Source organism: Paenibacillus hemerocallicola (assembly GCF_006265175.1).
In the GTDB taxonomy this organism is placed as follows: domain Bacteria; phylum Bacillota; class Bacilli; order Paenibacillales; family NBRC-103111; genus Paenibacillus_AB; species Paenibacillus_AB hemerocallicola.
On record NZ_VDCQ01000056.1, the window covers coordinates 31,747 to 48,847 of the forward strand.

18 protein-coding genes are annotated in these 17,101 nt (G+C 51.0%); 13 read left to right on the top strand and 5 right to left on the bottom strand.

Annotated elements, in window-relative coordinates; genetic code table 11:
• Nucleotides 1–63 precede the first annotated feature (63 nt).
• Nucleotides 64–1,140: a P-loop NTPase family protein gene (locus FE784_RS29745; protein WP_139605896.1), complete on the top strand. Its 1,077-nt coding sequence runs from the start codon at nt 64–66 to the stop codon at nt 1,138–1,140.
• Between the two features lie 260 nt (nt 1,141–1,400).
• Here FE784_RS29745 and FE784_RS29750 read toward each other — a convergent pair whose 3' ends face one another.
• Nucleotides 1,401–2,093 carry an MIP/aquaporin family protein gene (locus tag FE784_RS29750; RefSeq protein WP_139605897.1) on the bottom strand — a complete coding sequence of 231 codons (693 nt, stop codon included), beginning with the start codon at nt 2,091–2,093 and terminating at the stop codon, nt 1,401–1,403.
• Nucleotides 2,094–2,272: 179 nt separating this feature from the next.
• On the opposite strand from FE784_RS29750, the gene FE784_RS42985 reads away from it, so the two are divergent.
• The 4 genes from FE784_RS42985 to mqo all read left to right on the top strand — a co-directional run bounded on the left by FE784_RS42985 (nt 2,273) and on the right by mqo (nt 7,242).
• Entirely contained in the window at nt 2,273–2,431 is a 159-nt protein-coding gene (locus tag FE784_RS42985) for an S-layer homology domain-containing protein (RefSeq protein ID WP_176706631.1), read from the top strand.
• Between the two features lie 180 nt (nt 2,432–2,611).
• Nucleotides 2,612–4,342: a sensor histidine kinase gene (locus FE784_RS29760; RefSeq protein ID WP_139605898.1), complete on the top strand. Its 1,731-nt coding sequence runs from the start codon at nt 2,612–2,614 to the stop codon at nt 4,340–4,342.
• Complete coding sequence (locus FE784_RS29765) at nt 4,339–5,457, top strand: response regulator (RefSeq protein WP_246132247.1); 1,119 nt, start codon at nt 4,339–4,341, stop codon at nt 5,455–5,457. Before FE784_RS29760 ends, FE784_RS29765 begins: the two co-directional genes overlap by 4 nt.
• A 255-nt stretch (nt 5,458–5,712) precedes the next feature.
• Nucleotides 5,713–7,242 carry a malate dehydrogenase (quinone) gene (gene mqo / locus FE784_RS29770; protein ID WP_139605899.1) on the top strand — a complete coding sequence of 510 codons (1,530 nt, stop codon included), beginning with the start codon at nt 5,713–5,715 and terminating at the stop codon, nt 7,240–7,242.
• A gap of 433 nt (nt 7,243–7,675) precedes the next feature.
• Here the strand turns inward: mqo and FE784_RS29775 are convergent, their stop codons facing one another.
• Nucleotides 7,676–7,903: a helix-turn-helix domain-containing protein gene (locus tag FE784_RS29775; RefSeq protein WP_139605900.1), complete on the bottom strand. Its 228-nt coding sequence runs from the start codon at nt 7,901–7,903 to the stop codon at nt 7,676–7,678.
• A gap of 152 nt (nt 7,904–8,055) precedes the next feature.
• On the opposite strand from FE784_RS29775, the gene FE784_RS29780 reads away from it, so the two are divergent.
• From FE784_RS29780 to FE784_RS29790, 3 genes are all read left to right on the top strand, one after another.
• The gene (locus tag FE784_RS29780) at nt 8,056–8,514 is read left to right on the top strand and encodes a JAB domain-containing protein (protein ID WP_218103835.1); all 459 of its coding nucleotides are present in this window, start codon (nt 8,056–8,058) and stop codon (nt 8,512–8,514) included.
• Nucleotides 8,515–8,587: 73 nt separating this feature from the next.
• Nucleotides 8,588–8,950 carry a VOC family protein gene (locus tag FE784_RS29785; protein ID WP_139605901.1) on the top strand — a complete coding sequence of 121 codons (363 nt, stop codon included), beginning with the start codon at nt 8,588–8,590 and terminating at the stop codon, nt 8,948–8,950.
• Nucleotides 8,947–9,513: a winged helix-turn-helix transcriptional regulator gene (locus FE784_RS29790; protein ID WP_139605902.1), complete on the top strand. Its 567-nt coding sequence runs from the start codon at nt 8,947–8,949 to the stop codon at nt 9,511–9,513. Before FE784_RS29785 ends, FE784_RS29790 begins: the two co-directional genes overlap by 4 nt.
• Before the next feature lie 50 nt (nt 9,514–9,563).
• Here the strand turns inward: FE784_RS29790 and FE784_RS29795 are convergent, their stop codons facing one another.
• Entirely contained in the window at nt 9,564–10,622 is a 1,059-nt protein-coding gene (locus FE784_RS29795; protein WP_176706632.1) for an LLM class flavin-dependent oxidoreductase, read from the bottom strand.
• Between the two features lie 155 nt (nt 10,623–10,777).
• On the opposite strand from FE784_RS29795, the gene FE784_RS29800 reads away from it, so the two are divergent.
• Entirely contained in the window at nt 10,778–11,356 is a 579-nt protein-coding gene (locus FE784_RS29800) for a beta-class carbonic anhydrase (RefSeq protein ID WP_139605903.1), read from the top strand.
• Nucleotides 11,357–11,453: 97 nt separating this feature from the next.
• Here the strand turns inward: FE784_RS29800 and FE784_RS29805 are convergent, their stop codons facing one another.
• On the bottom strand, nt 11,454–12,092 hold the full coding sequence (locus FE784_RS29805; protein WP_176706633.1) for an NADPH-dependent F420 reductase: 639 nt from the start codon (nt 12,090–12,092) through the stop codon (nt 11,454–11,456).
• A gap of 126 nt (nt 12,093–12,218) precedes the next feature.
• Between FE784_RS29805 and FE784_RS29810 the strand changes: the two genes are divergently transcribed.
• From FE784_RS29810 to FE784_RS29820, 4 genes are all read left to right on the top strand, one after another.
• Complete coding sequence (locus FE784_RS29810; protein ID WP_139605905.1) at nt 12,219–12,566, top strand: winged helix-turn-helix transcriptional regulator; 348 nt, start codon at nt 12,219–12,221, stop codon at nt 12,564–12,566.
• Between the two features lie 197 nt (nt 12,567–12,763).
• Nucleotides 12,764–13,993, top strand: coding sequence for an MFS transporter (locus FE784_RS29815; RefSeq protein WP_139605906.1), 1,230 nt, complete (start codon nt 12,764–12,766; stop codon nt 13,991–13,993).
• A 99-nt stretch (nt 13,994–14,092) separates the two neighbouring features.
• On the top strand, nt 14,093–14,257 hold the full coding sequence (locus FE784_RS41210) for a hypothetical protein (protein WP_176706634.1): 165 nt from the start codon (nt 14,093–14,095) through the stop codon (nt 14,255–14,257).
• Between the two features lie 212 nt (nt 14,258–14,469).
• Entirely contained in the window at nt 14,470–16,200 is a 1,731-nt protein-coding gene (locus FE784_RS29820; protein WP_176706635.1) for a protein kinase domain-containing protein, read from the top strand.
• On the opposite strand, the gene FE784_RS29825 is transcribed toward FE784_RS29820, so the two are convergent.
• Nucleotides 16,201–16,944 (bottom strand): SDR family oxidoreductase, encoded by a 744-nt coding sequence (locus FE784_RS29825; RefSeq protein ID WP_139605908.1) that lies wholly within the window; start codon nt 16,942–16,944, stop codon nt 16,201–16,203.
• Nucleotides 16,945–17,101 lie beyond the last annotated feature (157 nt).

Consider the following 17,101-nt stretch of genomic DNA (forward strand, 5'->3'; position numbering starts at 1 on the left):
CACTTTGTGTATTGCATCGCGGAGTAATTTTAATTACTATATAAAGTAAGGGAGGTGAGAAAGATGAATGATGAATTACATCTCAATGTCTCGCTTTTGCGACGTCGTGTCCCGAATCTTACAACGGCAGCACGCGCCGCAGGTTTAAGGCCGGCTACAGTTTCAAATCTGTGCACAGGAAAAATTCCTGTAGGTAGGGCTGAAGTCCGAACGCTCGCGATTCTTGCGTCTCTGGCGAATTGCAGTATCGACGAATTGATTATTCGAGGGAGTGGGGCAAGCATGATTGAAACGGGAATAAAAGTTTTAGACTTGTTGGCGCCTGTCGTCCGGGGAGGTACCGTTGGTCTGGTGGCCCGGCATGGGGTGGGGCAGCTTGTTATGCTGGCAGAGCTCTTTCATCGGGTAAAACAGCGCGGGTACAAGACCATTCTCTGGGAACCCCAATATGATGCCGGGGACAAGTACAACATTAAGAAAGGCATGGAAGATGTGTTGCCTCAAGCCGATTTTATATGCAAATCTCTTGACGAGGTATCCGAACAAATATCTTTGCTGGGCACGGAATGTGATGTTATCTTGGGCGCCGATCGGGAAATTGTCATTTCCGGCGAATTATTGGCGCTTCGCGAGCGGCTTCAAGAAGCTGGAGTCCGTCCCTTGACCGTTGCCCTTGTTGACACCCGCTTCAACGCGCCGGATGAAGAAGTTCCCTATGGTCCGCTCGATACGCTTCTTCGCTTTGATGTGGATTTGGCTTCTCGCAAATTTTTTCCTGCAGTGGATCCACTGGCGTCCACATCGACGGTTTTGGAGGGAGCCCAATTGGAGGCAACGCATCTTATGATTCAGCAGCGGGCCAAAAAGCTGCTTCGTCGTTATCGGGAACTGCGCTTTCTGGTCGATAAGCAAGGAGTAGAAAAAATACCGGAAACGGATGTGCAAACCTACTATCGCGGAGAACGTCTGGAGGCATTTCTTACTCAACCGTTTTATACCGCCGAGCCCTATACGAAAAAGCCCGGAGAATGGTTGACGCTTCAGGGGACATTGGATAGCGTTAGGCGTATCATGGATGGGGCTGTTGATGATTTAGAGCCTGACCAACTTATGTATGTCGGAAGCTTGATGAAAAATTAGACCGCTCCTTGGCGAAGAAGCGGTCTTTAGAAAAAAACATGTTCATATTTATCGTAGCACGGATCTTTGGGGTCATCAAGCTATGAATACAACTATAAGTAAGTAACATCGAAGAAGCGGTTGTCAATCCATACGACGATCGCTTCTTTGGCGGATTCAAGTGCTCTAATGAATTGCTTTAAGAAACGATAAGCAAGCACAAAGTCGTCTTTAATTGAAGCGTCAAAAGGCGCCCGTTTATTGTTAATAATTTTACAGTTCTACGCTTTCTCTCCCTTATGGCTGTTCAGCCACCGGTATACAGCAACGGCCAGCGCCGAGCCGGCAAGAGGGGCGATAAGAAACACCCATACTTGGGATAAGGCTTGCCCGCCAAGCAGTAGTGCCGGTCCCAGGCTCCTTGCAGGATTGACGGACGTTCCCGTTAAGGCGATGCCAAGAATATGTACGAAAGCGAGAGTCAGTCCGATGACCAGGCCGGTTACGTTTCCATTGCTTGCAGTAGAGGTCACGCCCAGGATCGTATAAATAAAAACGAAGGTTAAAATGATTTCGACAATGACCGCCATCAGCAATGGGATCCCGATCCCATAACCGGGGCCGAAACCATTCTGACCGAGACCCGTCATGGGCATGCCCGCGGAGACGACGATGGCATACAGAATGGCCGAGCCCGCAATAGCACCGGCGATTTGCGAAGCAACGTACCCGACGAAGTCGGTAACCGTTAGCTTACGGCTAATGAGCATGGCGAGTGAAACCGCCGGGTTGATATGACACCCCGAAATCGGACCGATGACATAAGCCATCGCCACAATAGACAGTCCGAATGCCAAGGCGATTCCCAAATATCCGAGTTCTCCTCCCGCCGTAGCGGCACTGCCGCAGCCGAACAGAACAAGCACCAATGTTCCAATGAATTCGGCAGCATACTTTTTGATTGACGCGTTCATCATCTACCTCCCAATAAATAAAAATCAATCTGATTATAAACGAGATACATTTACAAAAACTGTACATAAGACCGCATCCTGAATAGAGGAAAGTTGTAGTACGGAGCAGATAAAGCGGTCCGCTCTGTTACTATTCATATCGAGGGAGCTTCACCATAATACCTTGCGACAGGAAATATTTGGGGGACCCTGGCAGAACCCGGTACGGAAAGACTCATACCGCTCTCGGACTTGGGCTTCTAGAGGGCCGGGAAGGCAATCAATTTGTGCCGGATGGACTTGCAACAAGAGCCGAAGCTGCCGTCGCACTTTTGCGGCTTTGGAAAGTGCTTCAGTAGCACCATAGAATATCGATTCAGGCTGGCCCGGTATGTCATTCTCAATGGCATTACGGGTCAGTCTTTTTTTGTCGAAGCTGAGATGCCTCGCCTTGCCCCCCATGGATTCGTATACTATATTGAGAGAAACGATAATAAAGCCAGTCATCTTCCTACGCCAAATCTAAAGGGATCTGCCTCATGAATTCCTCTGTGGAACTTATCCTTATGATTGCTTCATTGATCATGATGGGCACCATTTTATTCTTTGTATACGGGTTTAGAAAAGAACGCGGAGTAAGTTATCTCATCGGCTTGATCGTATGCCGGATTATTTACTCGAGCAGTATCATTTTGGAGAAAAGCAGCTCTTTATTGACGGAGAAGCTGATTTTTCGCAATATTCAGAGTACCGCACTTAATTTAATCGTACCTTTCTTTCTCCTATTTGTTTATCAGTTGATCGGTCGCGATAAATTATTAAAGCCTCGATGGAAGATCATGCTGTTCGCGATATTTGCGCTCTGGTCGCTACTGTCGTGGTTCGATCCCGTGCTCCATGTGATCTATCGCGTGATAGAGCTCTATAACGGACATTTAATTACGACGAGGACCATCTATTCAGTCGCTTTCTCGGTCGCTTGTTACAGCATTTTGGCTGTATGTCTTTATTTTCTATTTCAGTATATACGGAGCATCCGTAACGATTTTCGTAAGCCAGGGATGTGGGTTCTGTTTCTGAGTTCATTTCCGCTTGTTCTGGAGATTGTCAAACTCATGAATCCCGAATGGTCGTCCTGGCTGCTTCCATTGTCGGTTTACTGTGGATTTACAGGTACATTGATGCTGGTAATTACACTGCGGATAAAGTTTTTCTCTACCGTTCCGATTGCCAGGAATATTGTGCTCGATACGCTTCAGGAAAGTATTGTGATTGCGAATGCTTCGGGTAAGATCATCGACAGCAATAAACGGGCTTCCCAATGGTTTTCAGAGATGGGGTATGCAGCTATATACGGTCGGAATATGGCGGAACTATTGGTGCCTTGGCCGGAATGGCATAAGTTGTGCAAGTCTATGCAACAAGGCCGTGTAGAGATCGACACTTGGCTGGATGGAGAAAGAAAAATTTACAGTGTGAACGTATATCCGTTACATATCCTGCGTAAGCAGGGACAGGGGAGCATTTCTCTTATCGTCGATATTACGGAGAAGCAGCGGCATCTGGAGCAGATTGCACAGCTCAACCAGTTGAAGGATCAGCTGTTTACGATCGTGTCGCACGATATTCGCAGTCCACTGGCGTTGCAGTTTCAACTAGTTGAATTGCTGGAAGAAGACAGAGACAGCTTCGATCCCGATCATCGGGAAATCATTGAGACGCTGGGTGACCAGATTCGAAATACACTCGGAATGGCTAATAATTTGTTGGAGTGGTTTCGCAGCCAGCGGAAAGACCTGGCTCTTCGTCCACAGTCAGTGGAGTTGTCCGAGGTTGTGGAGGAATGTTGTCATGTGCTGCATATTAAAAGCGAGGCCAAACGGATAAGCGTGACAAATACGATTGCCTCAGGCACTTATGTGTATGCCGACCGGGAAGCGCTCGGTTTAATTATCCGTAATTTGTTATCCAACGCCATCAAATTTACCGGACTGGGCGGAGCAGTCCAGGTGGATGCTGAGTTACTAGGAGACATGGTGATCGTTTCCGTCCGCGATGACGGGGTGGGCATGGAAGAGGAGCAGGTTCGTCAGCTATTTGCCGAGAAGCAGCTCAACTCGCTGGTCGGCACCTTGGGAGAGAAGGGGATGGGACTGGGGCTGCTCGTAAGCCGGCAGTTCGTACAACTAAGCGGCGGGCGTATGTGGGTGGAAAGCAAAGCAGGGCATGGAAGCGTATTTCACTTCACCATGAGAGGCGGAACAGAATGATGAAAGTACTCATCGTTGACGATGAGCCTGCCATGCTGGTGGCTATGAAGCGAATGCTGTCGAATATGGAAGACGTGGATCTTGTCGGAAGCTTCCGGAATGCGGCGGAGGTGCTGGACTTCGTTCGGGTCAGCGACGTGGATCTCGCATTCCTGGACATCAAGATTGCTGCGGACGATGGTTTAGAGCTGGCCCGCGGCTTGCGTTCGGTTCGTGCTGATCTCGACATCGTGTTTACAACCTCCCATGCAGAATATGCGATTCACGCTTACGATGTTTATCCATTGGACTATATGGTCAAGCCGATTTCCAGAAAGCGCCTGGCCCAAACTATCAATAGAGCGGCAGGCAGACGCAGCCCCTCTTCTTCTGATGTTGGCGACCACACGCCTGATCGGCTGACGGTTCGGGGACTCGGTTGCTTCGAGGCCAGCAGCAAGCAAATGGGCGCAGTGAAATGGATTTCAAAAAAAAGTATGGAGTTATTCGCCTATTTGCTTGTTAATCGAGGCCGAAGTGTAGCCAAAATCCGAGTATTGGAAGATATTTTCCCGGACATGCCCCTTAAAAATGCGGAGGCATACCTCAATACGGCGGTTTATCAGCTTAGAAAAGCTTTGTCCCTGCATGGGTTCAAAGAGATGGTCATATCGGCGCAGGAACAGTATCGTGTAGACTTGGATCAAGCAGAAGTCGATTTCATACAATTTGAGCAAGGCGTGGAGGAATTAACCGAAATCAATACGGCAAATGAAGCAGCGGCAATTACTTTGGAGAAACAGTTTGCAGGCGAGCTGTTCGATGATAAATCGTTTGTGTGGGCTGATGTGGAGCGTGAACGATTGGCGATATTGTACGATGCCTTGGCCAAGCGTCTCGCAAGCTGGCTGCTGGCTCAGCAGCAATATCGAGAAGCAGCGCACATCGCGAGAAAAATGGTATCCCGCAATGAATTTGAAGAAGAGTCCAATCTCCTGCTCCTGAATATCGTAGGGGCCATGGGGGACCGTCAGTCCCTTCATCACTATTATGAGCGCTATACGCAATTGCTGCTTCGAGAACTCGGCCTGCAGCCCTCGCCGCTCATTCAAGGGCTATATGAACAGTACCGGTGATCGCCTCCTGGTAAATGGTCATGCTTCCGGGTTCATATATACGATTAGAACGGGGATATTTGGTGAATATGACGTCGAAAGCCTATCCTATAACAGTAAATTAATATTTTAATCTATATACAATAGTGATACACTATGAATAGGTTATATTGATCCAGAAAAGATGTATGACTAGGTCGCGCCCTGATTTGCAATGGCGCCTGAGCAGAATCTCCTACATCCTTTCTGCAAACTTAGGGTATAAGGACGGTAAACATGAGTAACAGACAAACTAAAACAGACGTTATCCTGATTGGTGCTGGAATCATGAGCGCTACTTTGGGGTCACTGCTGAAGGAATTAGTGCCGGACTGGGAAATTACAGTGTTGGAAAGGCGCGCAATCGCAGGAGAGGAAAGCTCTAACGAATGGAATAATGCGGGAACGGGGCATTCATCGCTGTGCGAGCTTAACTACACCGTCGAAAAACCGGACCGATCCATAGATATTAGCAAAGCTGTAAAAGTTAATGAAGAGTTCCAAGATTCCAAGCAGTTTTGGTCTTATCTCGTAAACAGCAGTCTGATACGCAATCCGCAGGACTTTATCATGCCGGTGCCTCATATGAGCTTTGTGCAAGGGGAACAAGACGTAACGTTTTTAAAGAAGCGTTTTGAAGCGTTGTCCGGCAATCCCTTGTTCCAAGGGATGGAATTTTCCGATGACCCGGGAAAACTGAAGGAATGGATTCCCCTCATGATGAAAGACCGGACAGTGGATAAACCTATAGCGGCAACAAGAATCGAATCCGGTACGGATGTTAACTTTGGCGCTTTAACGCGTTTATTGTTTGATCATTTAAAGAGTAAAAACGTCGATATCAAATTCAAACATAATGTTGATGATATTACACGTACTAGCGACGGCTCGTGGGAATTGAAAGTGCGGAATGTCGACAGCGGTACCGTAGAACGCCATACTGCAAAATTCGTCTTTATCGGAGGCGGGGGAGGAAGTCTCCATTTGCTGCAAAAATCCGGTATTCCTGAAGGAAAAGGTATCGGAGGATTTCCGGTAAGCGGACTATTTATGGTGTGTCGGAAACCGGATGTTGTAGCGCAGCATCGTGCAAAAGTATACGGCAAAGCTGCGATCGGCGCTCCTCCAATGTCCGTTCCGCATCTTGACACCAGGGTTATCGACAAGAAAGAATCATTGTTCTTCGGACCGTTTGCCGGCTTCTCGCCAAAGTTTTTAAAATTCGGTTCGATGCTTGATTTGTTGACTTCCGTCAAATCGCATAATCTCGTAACGATGATGGCCGCAGGCGTAAAAAACGTTCCATTGACAACATACCTGATCAAGCAAGTTATGTTATCGAAAGAAAAGCGCATGGAAGCTTTACGGGAATTTGTCCCGAATGCCAAAAGCGATGATTGGGAGTTGCTGGTAGCGGGTCAGCGTGTACAAATTATTAAAGATACTGCTGCCGGCAAAGGAACGCTTCAATTCGGTACGGAAGTTATTAGTGCCGCCGATGGCTCGATAGCTGCATTGCTCGGCGCTTCCCCGGGTGCTTCTACCGCCGTATCCGTCATGCTCGAAGTCATAAAAAAATGCTTCCCGCAACATATAAAGGCGTGGGAGCCGAAATTAAAAGAAATGATACCTTCTTATGGCGTGTCATTATTGAAAAACCCGGAACTTATCCAAGAAATTCATACTTCAACAGAGCGGGCGCTTGGCTTAGCGGGTAAAAAACAAGCAAATCCGGAACCAAAAAACCGGATGGTAAAGGAAGCGTAAATTGCCGATTTGGCAATTTATTGCTTTCTTTTTTTCTATGTAAGCATAACCCGCATACAAGTTGGACGTTGGTGGGCGTGACAAGACATTGTCTGTGTATAACGGCACTGGAGTCCGTTATGGTCTCGACTTTCATTACACTCCTGAAAATAACGACGCAGGCTTCCGCTATTTCGATCACTCGGGGTGAAAAAGGGTAGTAAACAGCGGAATAGAGGAATCGTTTTCCGTTAATTGGCTGTCGGCACTGCTTTTCGGGGCAATAGCACACGCCAGTTCCGCTATTTGATCGATACGGGGTCTCGCGAGCTCCGGAAAAGGCGGCAAGCGTTCAACGATCATGCGAGGTGGTTTAGTCGACAGAGGGCAACTTTGACGACTGTCGGTCAATGGTTACATCGCGGAAAAGGGGGAATGGAAACGGGAAAACGGATCATTTTTCGACCTTTTCCTCAACCAACCGCACCAATTCAGACGGAGAAATATTCAACTGCCCAGCCAACGCAAAAATCGTATTCAGCGTAGGGCGCCGCTTGCCGCGTTCGAGTAAGCTGATATAAGTTCGGTCGAGCTTGGCCAGAAAAGCAAGCTCCTCTTGGCTAAGCTTTCGCTCTTCGCGGATTTTGCGTAATTGTTGCCCAAAAACGATCTCTATGCTCAAGGTCATCACTCCTTGAGCTTTATTATTTCCACGATTGTGACAAATGGTCTACGGACTATAGTCACGTGTGGTTGATTTGTGATATTATGATGACTATAGTCAGAGGACGAAGTAATTCAGGAGGTAGCGTGGGGAGGAAAAGAGATCGTAAGATGAATCGGATAGATGTAGTTCATTTGAAATTGGTGCGGGAAAGAAGTTTCTTTTCCTATCCGAAAATAGAATCTCCGGACGATGCTCATCGACTATTTCGTCAATTTATTGAATCAGAGACGGATCGCGAGATGCTTGTACTACTATGTCTGGATGTTAAGAATAAACCTACGGCTATACAAATTCTAGCTATAGGAACGCTGAGCAGCTTGCTTGTTCATCCGAGGGAAGTTTTTAAAACCGCTATATGGGCAAACTCGGCATCTATCATATGTGCTCATAGCCATCCGAGTGGCGATCCGGAACCGAGCCCCGAAGACGTTGAAGTCACTCAGCAGTTGATGAAAACGGGGAAGATCGTCGGCATCCATCTGCTGGATCATTTGATTCTTGGGGCGGATCATGACTATGTCAGCTTTAAAGAAAGAGATTTGATTAATGAGGCCAACATAAGATAACAGACAAACAACACCCAATTTGACTATCGAAAATATACTTAGTATAATTTCGGTATCAAGAGGAGGTGGCTGCATGTTTATTCCCGGTTTCACTGTGTGGTATAGCGTCCAAAATCTCGATCGTTCGCTGGCGTTTTATACCGAAAAGCTTGGCTTTGAATTGCTTTATCATAATCCCGAGTGGGGGATGGCTATGGTCAAGACGAATACGGAGAACTGTGTGATCGGGTTTTCGGAGGCGGAAACGGTTGTTCCTTCCACGTCTTCTACGGTCTTCGATGTGGAGAATATCGATACTACCGTACATAAGCTTCAACAGCAAGGCGTAGCCTTTGCCGGTGAAATCGAAACGATTACGGATTTCGTTAAATTGGCGACTTTCTCGGATCCGGATGGGCATTCTCTCATGCTTTCCCAGCAGTTGACCGAGCTTTGAACAAGAAGCGGACGGTGCTTGAAATTTCACAGCAGCTGTCCGGGCGATGGACGATTCCGATTTTGCTTGAGCTGGAAAGCAGCGGGGGGAGATTCACTCCGTTGCAGAAGCAGTTGGAGATTACGCCTGCCCGGCTCAGCGATAATCTGAAGCAGCTAAGCGAGGTCGATCTCGTTCGTCATCTAACCCCGTACGAGCGTCGCCATCCTCTCTTGCCGGAGTACACGTTAACGGAGAAAGGGAAGCTTTACCGGGAAGCGGCTAAAGCGATTCGGAGCTCCGAAGCGAAGATTGGGCATGGAGCCTTGTCCGCCAAGGCGTGGAATATGCCTGTGCTCGTTGCGCTTCATTTTCATTATGAGCGATTTCAGGAAATCCGTCGCGTCCTGCATTCGGTCACGCCTCGCATGCTTTCGACGCGTCTTGACGAGCTGCACGGCGAGGAATTAATTCTCAAGCATTTCTCCGAGCAGTCTCGACCGTCGTTTGTGTACGAGTTGTCTGCACAAGCCGTTAAACCTATTGAACGGATGACATCCGATATCGCTACTCTGGTCATGTGACGATTTCGGCCAGAAAAAAACCACCCCCGCAAGAAAGGGGGTGGTAAATACTACTGCCTAGCCAGCTCCTTGCGCACGATCGGGGCAACCTTGGTGCCGAGCAGCTCTATGGCATGCAAGACTTCCCGGTGCGGCATCGTACCGACATTGATGTGCAGGAAGAAACGGGTGACACCCAAGTTCCGGCGCAGTAGAACGATCTTCTCCGCGACAAACTCGGGATCGCCGACATAGAGAGCGCCCCGCAGACTGCGGGCGGCGTCAAAAGCCGCGCGGGTGTACGGAGGCCATCCCCGCTCACGCCCGATGACATTCATCTGGGCTTGCGTGGACGGGAAAAATAAATCGGCGGCCTGATCGGCTGTGTCTCCGACGAATCCGTGCGAATGCGTGGCAATCTGCAATTGGTCGGGGTTATGTCCGGCGCGTGAGGCAGCTTCTTTGTAAAGGTCGACTAACGGAGCAAATCTCTCCGGCATGCCGCCGATGATGGCGAAGGCGATCGGAAGACCCAGCGTTCCTGCCCGAACCGCCGACTCCGGATTTCCGCCGCTTGCGATCCATACCGGCAACGGGCTCTGAACGGACCGGGGATAGACGCCAAGGTTGTCGATGGCGGGACGATGGCCGCCGCGCCAAGTGACCTTCTCCGAGGCTCTGATCGCGAGCAGCAGCTCCAGCTTTTCCTCGAACAACGCGTCATAATCGTCCAGACTGTATCCGAACAGCGGGAACGATTCAATGAACGAACCCCGGCCCGCCATAATTTCCGCCCGACCGTTAGAGATACCGTCAAGGGTGGAGAACGCTTGATACACGCGAACCGGGTCGTCCGAGGACAGCACGGTAACGGCACTCGTAAGCCGTATGTTCTTCGTCATAGCCGCCGCTGCCGCCAGTACGACGGCGGGCGCAGTTCCTGCATAATCGGCCCGATGATGCTCCCCGATTCCATACACATCCAGACCGACTTGATCGGCCAGCACGATCTCCTCGACCGCATGGCGCAGCCGCTCGGCATGGCTGATGACCTGTCCGGTAACCGGGTCCGGCGTAGCCTCCAAAAAGGTACTGATTCCTATTTCCATATTCATTGCCGTATCGGCCATGTGGATTCGCCTCCATTCGATACTTCTAGTTTACTCATTTTTTTATGGTTTCTCAAATTTAGTAAGTGTTTTCCGTACTCTTGAAAACAAATATGGATTTGAATTGCGACTTAATGTTAGATTAGAGTGTATACAACACGCGAGGAGGACACTGGATGTCAATCGTCCCGAACTTGGTACAGTTCAATAAGAAATTTGTGGAAGAGAAGCGCTATGAAGATTATTTGACGGACAAGTACCCCGACAAAAAAATAGCGATATTGACCTGCATGGATACGCGACTCAGTGAACTGCTCCCGAAGGCGTTAGGCTTTAAAAACGGGGATGCGAAGTTCATTAAAAATGCCGGAGCTATTTTGACCCAGCCGTTCGGCAGCGCCATGCGCAGCATTTTGGTGGCGGTGTACGAGCTGGGGGCGCGCGAAGTGCTCGTGATCGGCCACTTGGGCTGCGGCATGACGGAGATCGATGTGAAGGGCATGGTCAATAAATTCGCCGAGCATGGCATCGACCCGCTGGCCATCGAGACGCTGGAGAATGCCGGGATTCGGATGGAAAAGTTTTTGCGGGGATTCGACCGCGCGGAGGACGGTGTGATGCACAGCGTGAAAATGATTCGCCGGCATCCGCTGTTTCCAAAGGCGATTCCCGTTCATGGCTTTGTGATGAATCCCGAGACAGGGGAGATCGAGGTCATTGTCGAGGACTACAGGGAAGAAGGAAAGACACCGTGACGATTCCCGAATATGCAGTACCTACCCCCTTCCGATAAAGGGGATTTTTTTGTTGTGATCCGGGTTCGACCTTAAGCATTCCTCCGCTTGTCGATCGTTACTGCTTTAGCAATGCAAATGCCGCGCCGGGCAATTGCAGCCGGATTTCGCTTATGACGCATGCAAGCATGACGGCTTCCTGCAGACGGCTTTGTCGAATGTCCCCCAAGTCGATAATGTCCGACCAGCCCAAATCTCCAAGGATCGTTTTGACCTGCTGCTTGGCATGATCGGCGTTACCGGAAATAAACATGGCGGGTATGCCTTCCTTGAAATACGGTTGAACCATGCGCTTGTCGCTGACCGTATTGAGTGCTTTGACGATATGACTCTCCGGCAACCAGCTCTGGACCCATTCTCCTGCCGAAGTATGGTCGTATTGTAAACGGGGACCGTTGTCAAACCGCACGGCATTGCTTACATCGATGACCGTTTTGTTACTCAGGCGAACAGGGCCGATTGTATCGAGCACGTCCTTCAAGCAAGACCAAGGAAGTGCCAAAATGACAATTTCGCCGAACCGGGCGGCTTCGTCAAATGAAGCCATGTCCCCATTTCCGCCGACCTCTTGCTTCCAAAACCGATGCTTCGCATTTTGCGGATCGCGGCTGCTCATTAAAACGCGATGACCTGCCATAGCCAGCCCTTTTCCCAGAACGGTTCCGACATTGCCGGCTCCGATGATTCCGATATTCAATGCAATCCCTCCCTTTACTGGTGAGTATAGGCGCTATCGATCCCGCAAACAATTAGGCACTTTTAAGTGTCCGGCATCGAGAAGGGAGATAGTGTATAATACAGGTAGAAAATGGAGGCGTTGCGGATGCCCGTCCAGCCGAACGACTGCCCCGTGGAGCTCGTATTTGCGCTCCTGAGCGGCAAATGGAAAATTCCGATCTACCGGAAACTGTACATCAGTACGGAGCCCGTGCGGTATGGCGAGCTGCAGCGCCACATTCCGTCCATTACGAAAAAAATGCTGACCGAGCAGCTTCGGGAGCTCGAGGCTGACGGCATCGTCGATAGGAATGTGTATCCGGAGACCCCGCCGAAGGTAGAATACTCGCTGACAGCCCGGGGAAGGTCCATGATCGCCTTCCTCGATAGGATGAGCGATTGGGGAGAAGAGCACATCCTGCCGGATAAGTCCGTTGTTCAAAATGTGGAATAAGGGAAAGTCCGCTACCTTCTCGCAATCGCGTCATTACGAATTCCCGCGAATAAAAACGACGCAAAGTGGAAGAACTGATGAGAGCCGGAGGCTGCCGGCCTTCCGAAGCGCACTTATCGGATGACGCCGGCGCAAGGGGATGGCTTCGTAATGTCGTCGGCTGGGAATCCTAATACCGAATGGAGAATGCTCCAACCATGAATGCTAATTGGAAAAAAAACATAACGCTCTTCTTGGTCGGCCAGACGATATCGCTGTTCGGATCGTCGCTGGTCCAGTATGCGATCATGTGGTACATTACGCTGACGACCCAATCGGGCGTCATGATGACGATCTCCATCGTTTGCGGTTTTCTTCCTACCTTTTTCCTGTCTCCGTTTGCCGGAGTATGGGCCGATCGGTATAACCGGAAACTGCTCATCGTGTTATCGGATAGCTTGATCGCGATATCCACCTTAATTATGGCCATTCTGTTTATGGCCGGGTACGATGCCCTATGGCTGCTTTTCTTGATGTCGGCGATCCGCGCTCTCGGGACCGGCATTCAAACTCCGGCTGTGGGGGCTTTTATTCCTCAGCTGGTGCCGGAGGACAAGCTGACGAAGGTGAACGGCACCAACGGAAGCATTCAGGCGTTCATCATGCTGGTGTCCCCTATGGCCAGCGGAGCCCTGCTTACGGTTGCCACGATCGAAACGATCTTCTTTATCGACGTGATTACGGCGGCGATAGCGGTCGTGACCTTGCTTCTATTTTTGCGGGTTCCCGTTCATGCGAAAGCATTGGAGAAGCAAACGACCAGTTATTTCAGCGACATGCGCCAAGGCTTCGTTTATATCAAAAATCATGATTATGTGAAGCAGTTTTTTCTATTCTGCGCCTTTTTCTTCGTCCTGGCCGCTCCCGTCGCCTTTCTTACGCCGCTGCAGGTCGCCAGAAGCTTCGGTGACGAGGTATGGCGCCTGACGGCGATCGAGATCACGTTCTCGATAGGAATGATGGCCGGCGGAATTTTCATGGCCTCTTGGGGCGGCTTTGCCAACAAGATTCATACGATGACGCTATCCTGCCTGATGATCGGGGCTTGTACATTCGCGCTCGGCGTCATTCCCGTGTTCTGGATTTACCTCGTCTTTATGGGACTGGTGGGCGTCGCCATGCCGGTCTTCAATACTCCTTCTACCGTACTGCTGCAAGAGAAGGTGGAGCCCGATTACTTGGGCAGAGTGTTCGGGGTGTTGGGCATGATATCGAGCTCGATGATGCCGCTCGGCATGCTTGTATTCGGACCGATATCGGATATAATCCGAATCGAGTGGCTGCTGATAGGGACCGGCGTGCTGCTGTTTATCCAAGGATTTTTCTTGGTAGGCAACAAAGTGCTGATTGCGGCAGGCAGGCCGAAGCCCGATCAGTCCGGCGTGTGACGGGGCTGCAAAAAAGTCCCTGAAGGGACGGCGAGGTTGAATGTCACCCGGGCTGGACAGAATGATCTTATATATCGATAGGAGAGCGAGGGAACGGAAATGGCGATACAAGCCGGAGTGGAACGCGATGTGGCGACGGACGCCTATCTCGATGATGTTGACGACTGCGACGAAGAAGAGGACCGGTGGCGTCCGTCTGCACCGGAACGCGACCGACGGGATCGGCTCGGCGTGCTACGCAGACGCGGATCGAACGGGCTGTGAAGTCTACCGGTACGAAATGGAAAAGCCTTTTGACTCTCGGAGTCGAACGGCTTTTTTTGCGTTATAGCAGGAAATGCAATGCTCCTTTCCCGCTTACGCCCGCTGCTGCTGCGTCATTTTTCAATACGGTGGCGCTTATGAATAGGCGGCTGCGCTATACCCGGACGAATCGGGGTATTTCTAGTATAATGGGAATGGGAGGGAGGCCGAATATGTACACGGTACCCGGGCATCAAATTCATCAGGTCATTTTTGAAGACCCCAATATGGTCATATGCTTCGCTTCCTCTGAAGATCGCAACACCGATGTCCTCCTGAAAATCGTCAAGGAAGGGCATCGTGCCATGATCGAGAATGCCAAGCTGATCAACGAATTCGAGATCGCCAGCCATTTGCAAATAGAGGGAATACTCGCGCCGTTGGCGCTTCTTAGACGCGGCAACGGATTGATTCTGGCCAGCGAGTGGGTGAACGGGCTAACGCTCAGGCATTATTGCGCATCGGGGCCGTTGCCCGTGAAAGAATTTCTGCAACTGGGCATACATATCGCGAGCGTATTGGAGCAGCTGCACGAGAGGCAGGTGCTCCATATGAACCTGCGCCCGGATACCGTCGTCGTCGTGCCGGGTACGCTCCAAATCTACATTACCGGTATGGGACACGCGATTTTGTCCGAGGAGAGCGGGCTGCAGGCGCGCAATATGCCGCTGATCGAAGGAAGCCCGCCCTATATGGCGCCCGAGCGAAACGGGCGCACGAACAAGCTGTTGGACGGTCGGACGGACTTGTATTCGCTTGGCGTGACATTTTTCGAAATATTGGCCGGGAGGCTTCCTTTCGAAGCGAATGACCCGCTCGGCTGGGCACATGCCCATGTCGCCAAAGCGCCGGCGGATGTAACGGATACACGTCCGGATGTGCCGGCGATTGTCGCCGATATCGTGATGAAGCTGCTTCAGAAGCAGGTGGACAAACGGTATCAATCCGCTCGCGGCTTAAGATCGGACTTGGAGCGCTGTCTGGCTGCATGGGAGGAAGATGGCTCCGTAGAATCGTTCGAGCTTGGCTTGGCGGACCCGGCTGTTCGGACAGAACCGCTTGATGACACTACGGCTATAATCGATACTGCTGAATCTCGCGACACGGCGAGCGGCGAATGGGGCTATGACTATTCGCAAATGCTCGATTTGGCTGCGGTGATGCGCGCTTCCCAGGCGTTCTCTACAGAGGCGGGCATAGACCGGCTCGTTCTCAAATTAATGAGCATCATACTCGAATCGGCGGGTGCGGACCGCGGCTGCTATATTTCGGCACTTGGCTCCGGGTTGTCCGTCGAGCTTATTGTCGAGGCGGATGCCGGGCAGATTGCGAACCATCGGGCCATTCCTCTTGCCGATTGCGATACCCTATGCATCCATCTGGTAACGTACTCGATGCTTAGGCGTTCTCCGTATATCGTATACGACGCTTCGCGGGACGGCTTGTTCGCCCAAGATCCGTACTTCCCGGCGAATGGCGTCGAATCCGCGCTTTGTATGCCTCTGCTTATTCAAGACCAATACGTCGGGGCGCTGTACATGGAGAACCGCCATACGACCGGCGCTTTTGACGAAGGCCGGCTGCGGGTGCTGCAAATGCTCGGGGCTCAGCTGTATACCGTCTACCAGCTATCCGCCTACTTTCCGGACCCGTCCGGAGCGGCGGGAGGCAGGATCCGGCCACCGGAGCTTCCCGAACCGCGGACCCCGTTGACGGAACGGGAAAAGGAAGTGCTTCGGCTTATGGCGTCCGGGCTTACCAACAAGGAAATCGCCGGCCGGCTGGTCACGTCTCCGGAGACGGTGAAGGTGCATGTGAAAAATATATTCGACAAGCTTCAAGTGAATAACCGGGTGAAAGCGGTAGCCTACGCGGCGAAGTTGTATTTGCTGGATGAACGGTGATTACACGAACCCGCCGTTTACCCGGACCGTCTGTCCGGTAATCCACTTCGCTTCCTCGCCGGCCAAGAACAGGACGGTGCCCGTTATATCTTCCGTTTCGCCCAAACGGTCGAAGGCGTTCATGCGCTTGATCGTCTCGATCTGGGCTTCGCTTTTCCCCTGTGTAAACAATTCCGTATTGACCGGGCCGGGTGCTACGGCATTAATGGTAATGCCCTTCGGGCCCAATTCCTTGGCAAGCTGCCGCGTAAATTGCTCGACCGCGCCTTTGGTGCCCGCGTACAAGCTGTACTGGGGAAACATGGCGCCTGCGACGGAGGTGGAGAAGTTGATGATGCGGCCGCCCGGCGACATGCGAATGGCCGCTTGCTGGCAGGCGAAGAAGGTGCCTTTCACGTTGCTGTCGAAGAGCCGGTCATAGTCTTCCTCGGTAAAGCTTTCGACCGGTTTCGTGATCATCACTCCGGCGTTGTTCACTAAAATATCCAGACGGCCGTAAGTTTGAAGGGTGATGTCGAACATGCTGCGGATTTCTCCGACGCGGCTGATGTCGGCCCGTACGACTACAGCCTCCCCGCCTTCCTGCCGGATGCCGGTTACGACTTGCTGCGCGGCGTTTTCGTTGCTGTTGTAATTGACTGCGACTTTGGCCCCGCTGCGGGCAAATTGCTCCGCTATAGCGCGTCCGATGCCTCTGGATGCGCCTGTGACCAATACTACTTTATCCTTAAATGCGTTTCCCATGCTCATGCTCCTCTCCTCGTCCCGTTCTCAACAACTGCTGACACTCTTAGTGTTACAAGAAGGCACTATTTGTCCGTTCCTCCATTTTCTGCTCCATAAGATCGAGAGCATCCTTCATCCGCAACAGCCCGTCCAACCTCATCACATCCCTTTGTTC

Coding starts and splice junctions, on each gene's coding strand:
- FE784_RS29745 (WP_139605896.1), top strand. CDS start 64: ATGAATGATGAATTACATCTCAATGTCTCGCTTTTGCGACGTCGTGTC.
- FE784_RS29750 (WP_139605897.1), bottom strand. CDS start 2,093: ATGAACGCGTCAATCAAAAAGTATGCTGCCGAATTCATTGGAACATTG.
- FE784_RS29760 (WP_139605898.1), top strand. CDS start 2,612: ATGAATTCCTCTGTGGAACTTATCCTTATGATTGCTTCATTGATCATG.
- FE784_RS29765 (WP_246132247.1), top strand. CDS start 4,339: ATGATGAAAGTACTCATCGTTGACGATGAGCCTGCCATGCTGGTGGCT.
- mqo (WP_139605899.1), top strand. CDS start 5,713: ATGAGTAACAGACAAACTAAAACAGACGTTATCCTGATTGGTGCTGGA.
- FE784_RS29780 (WP_218103835.1), top strand. CDS start 8,056: ATGAATCGGATAGATGTAGTTCATTTGAAATTGGTGCGGGAAAGAAGT.
- FE784_RS29785 (WP_139605901.1), top strand. CDS start 8,588: ATGTTTATTCCCGGTTTCACTGTGTGGTATAGCGTCCAAAATCTCGAT.
- FE784_RS29795 (WP_176706632.1), bottom strand. CDS start 10,622: ATGGCCGATACGGCAATGAATATGGAAATAGGAATCAGTACCTTTTTG.
- FE784_RS29800 (WP_139605903.1), top strand. CDS start 10,778: ATGTCAATCGTCCCGAACTTGGTACAGTTCAATAAGAAATTTGTGGAA.
- FE784_RS29810 (WP_139605905.1), top strand. CDS start 12,219: ATGCCCGTCCAGCCGAACGACTGCCCCGTGGAGCTCGTATTTGCGCTC.
- FE784_RS29815 (WP_139605906.1), top strand. CDS start 12,764: ATGAATGCTAATTGGAAAAAAAACATAACGCTCTTCTTGGTCGGCCAG.
- FE784_RS41210 (WP_176706634.1), top strand. CDS start 14,093: ATGGCGATACAAGCCGGAGTGGAACGCGATGTGGCGACGGACGCCTAT.
- FE784_RS29820 (WP_176706635.1), top strand. CDS start 14,470: ATGTACACGGTACCCGGGCATCAAATTCATCAGGTCATTTTTGAAGAC.
- FE784_RS29825 (WP_139605908.1), bottom strand. CDS start 16,944: ATGGGAAACGCATTTAAGGATAAAGTAGTATTGGTCACAGGCGCATCC.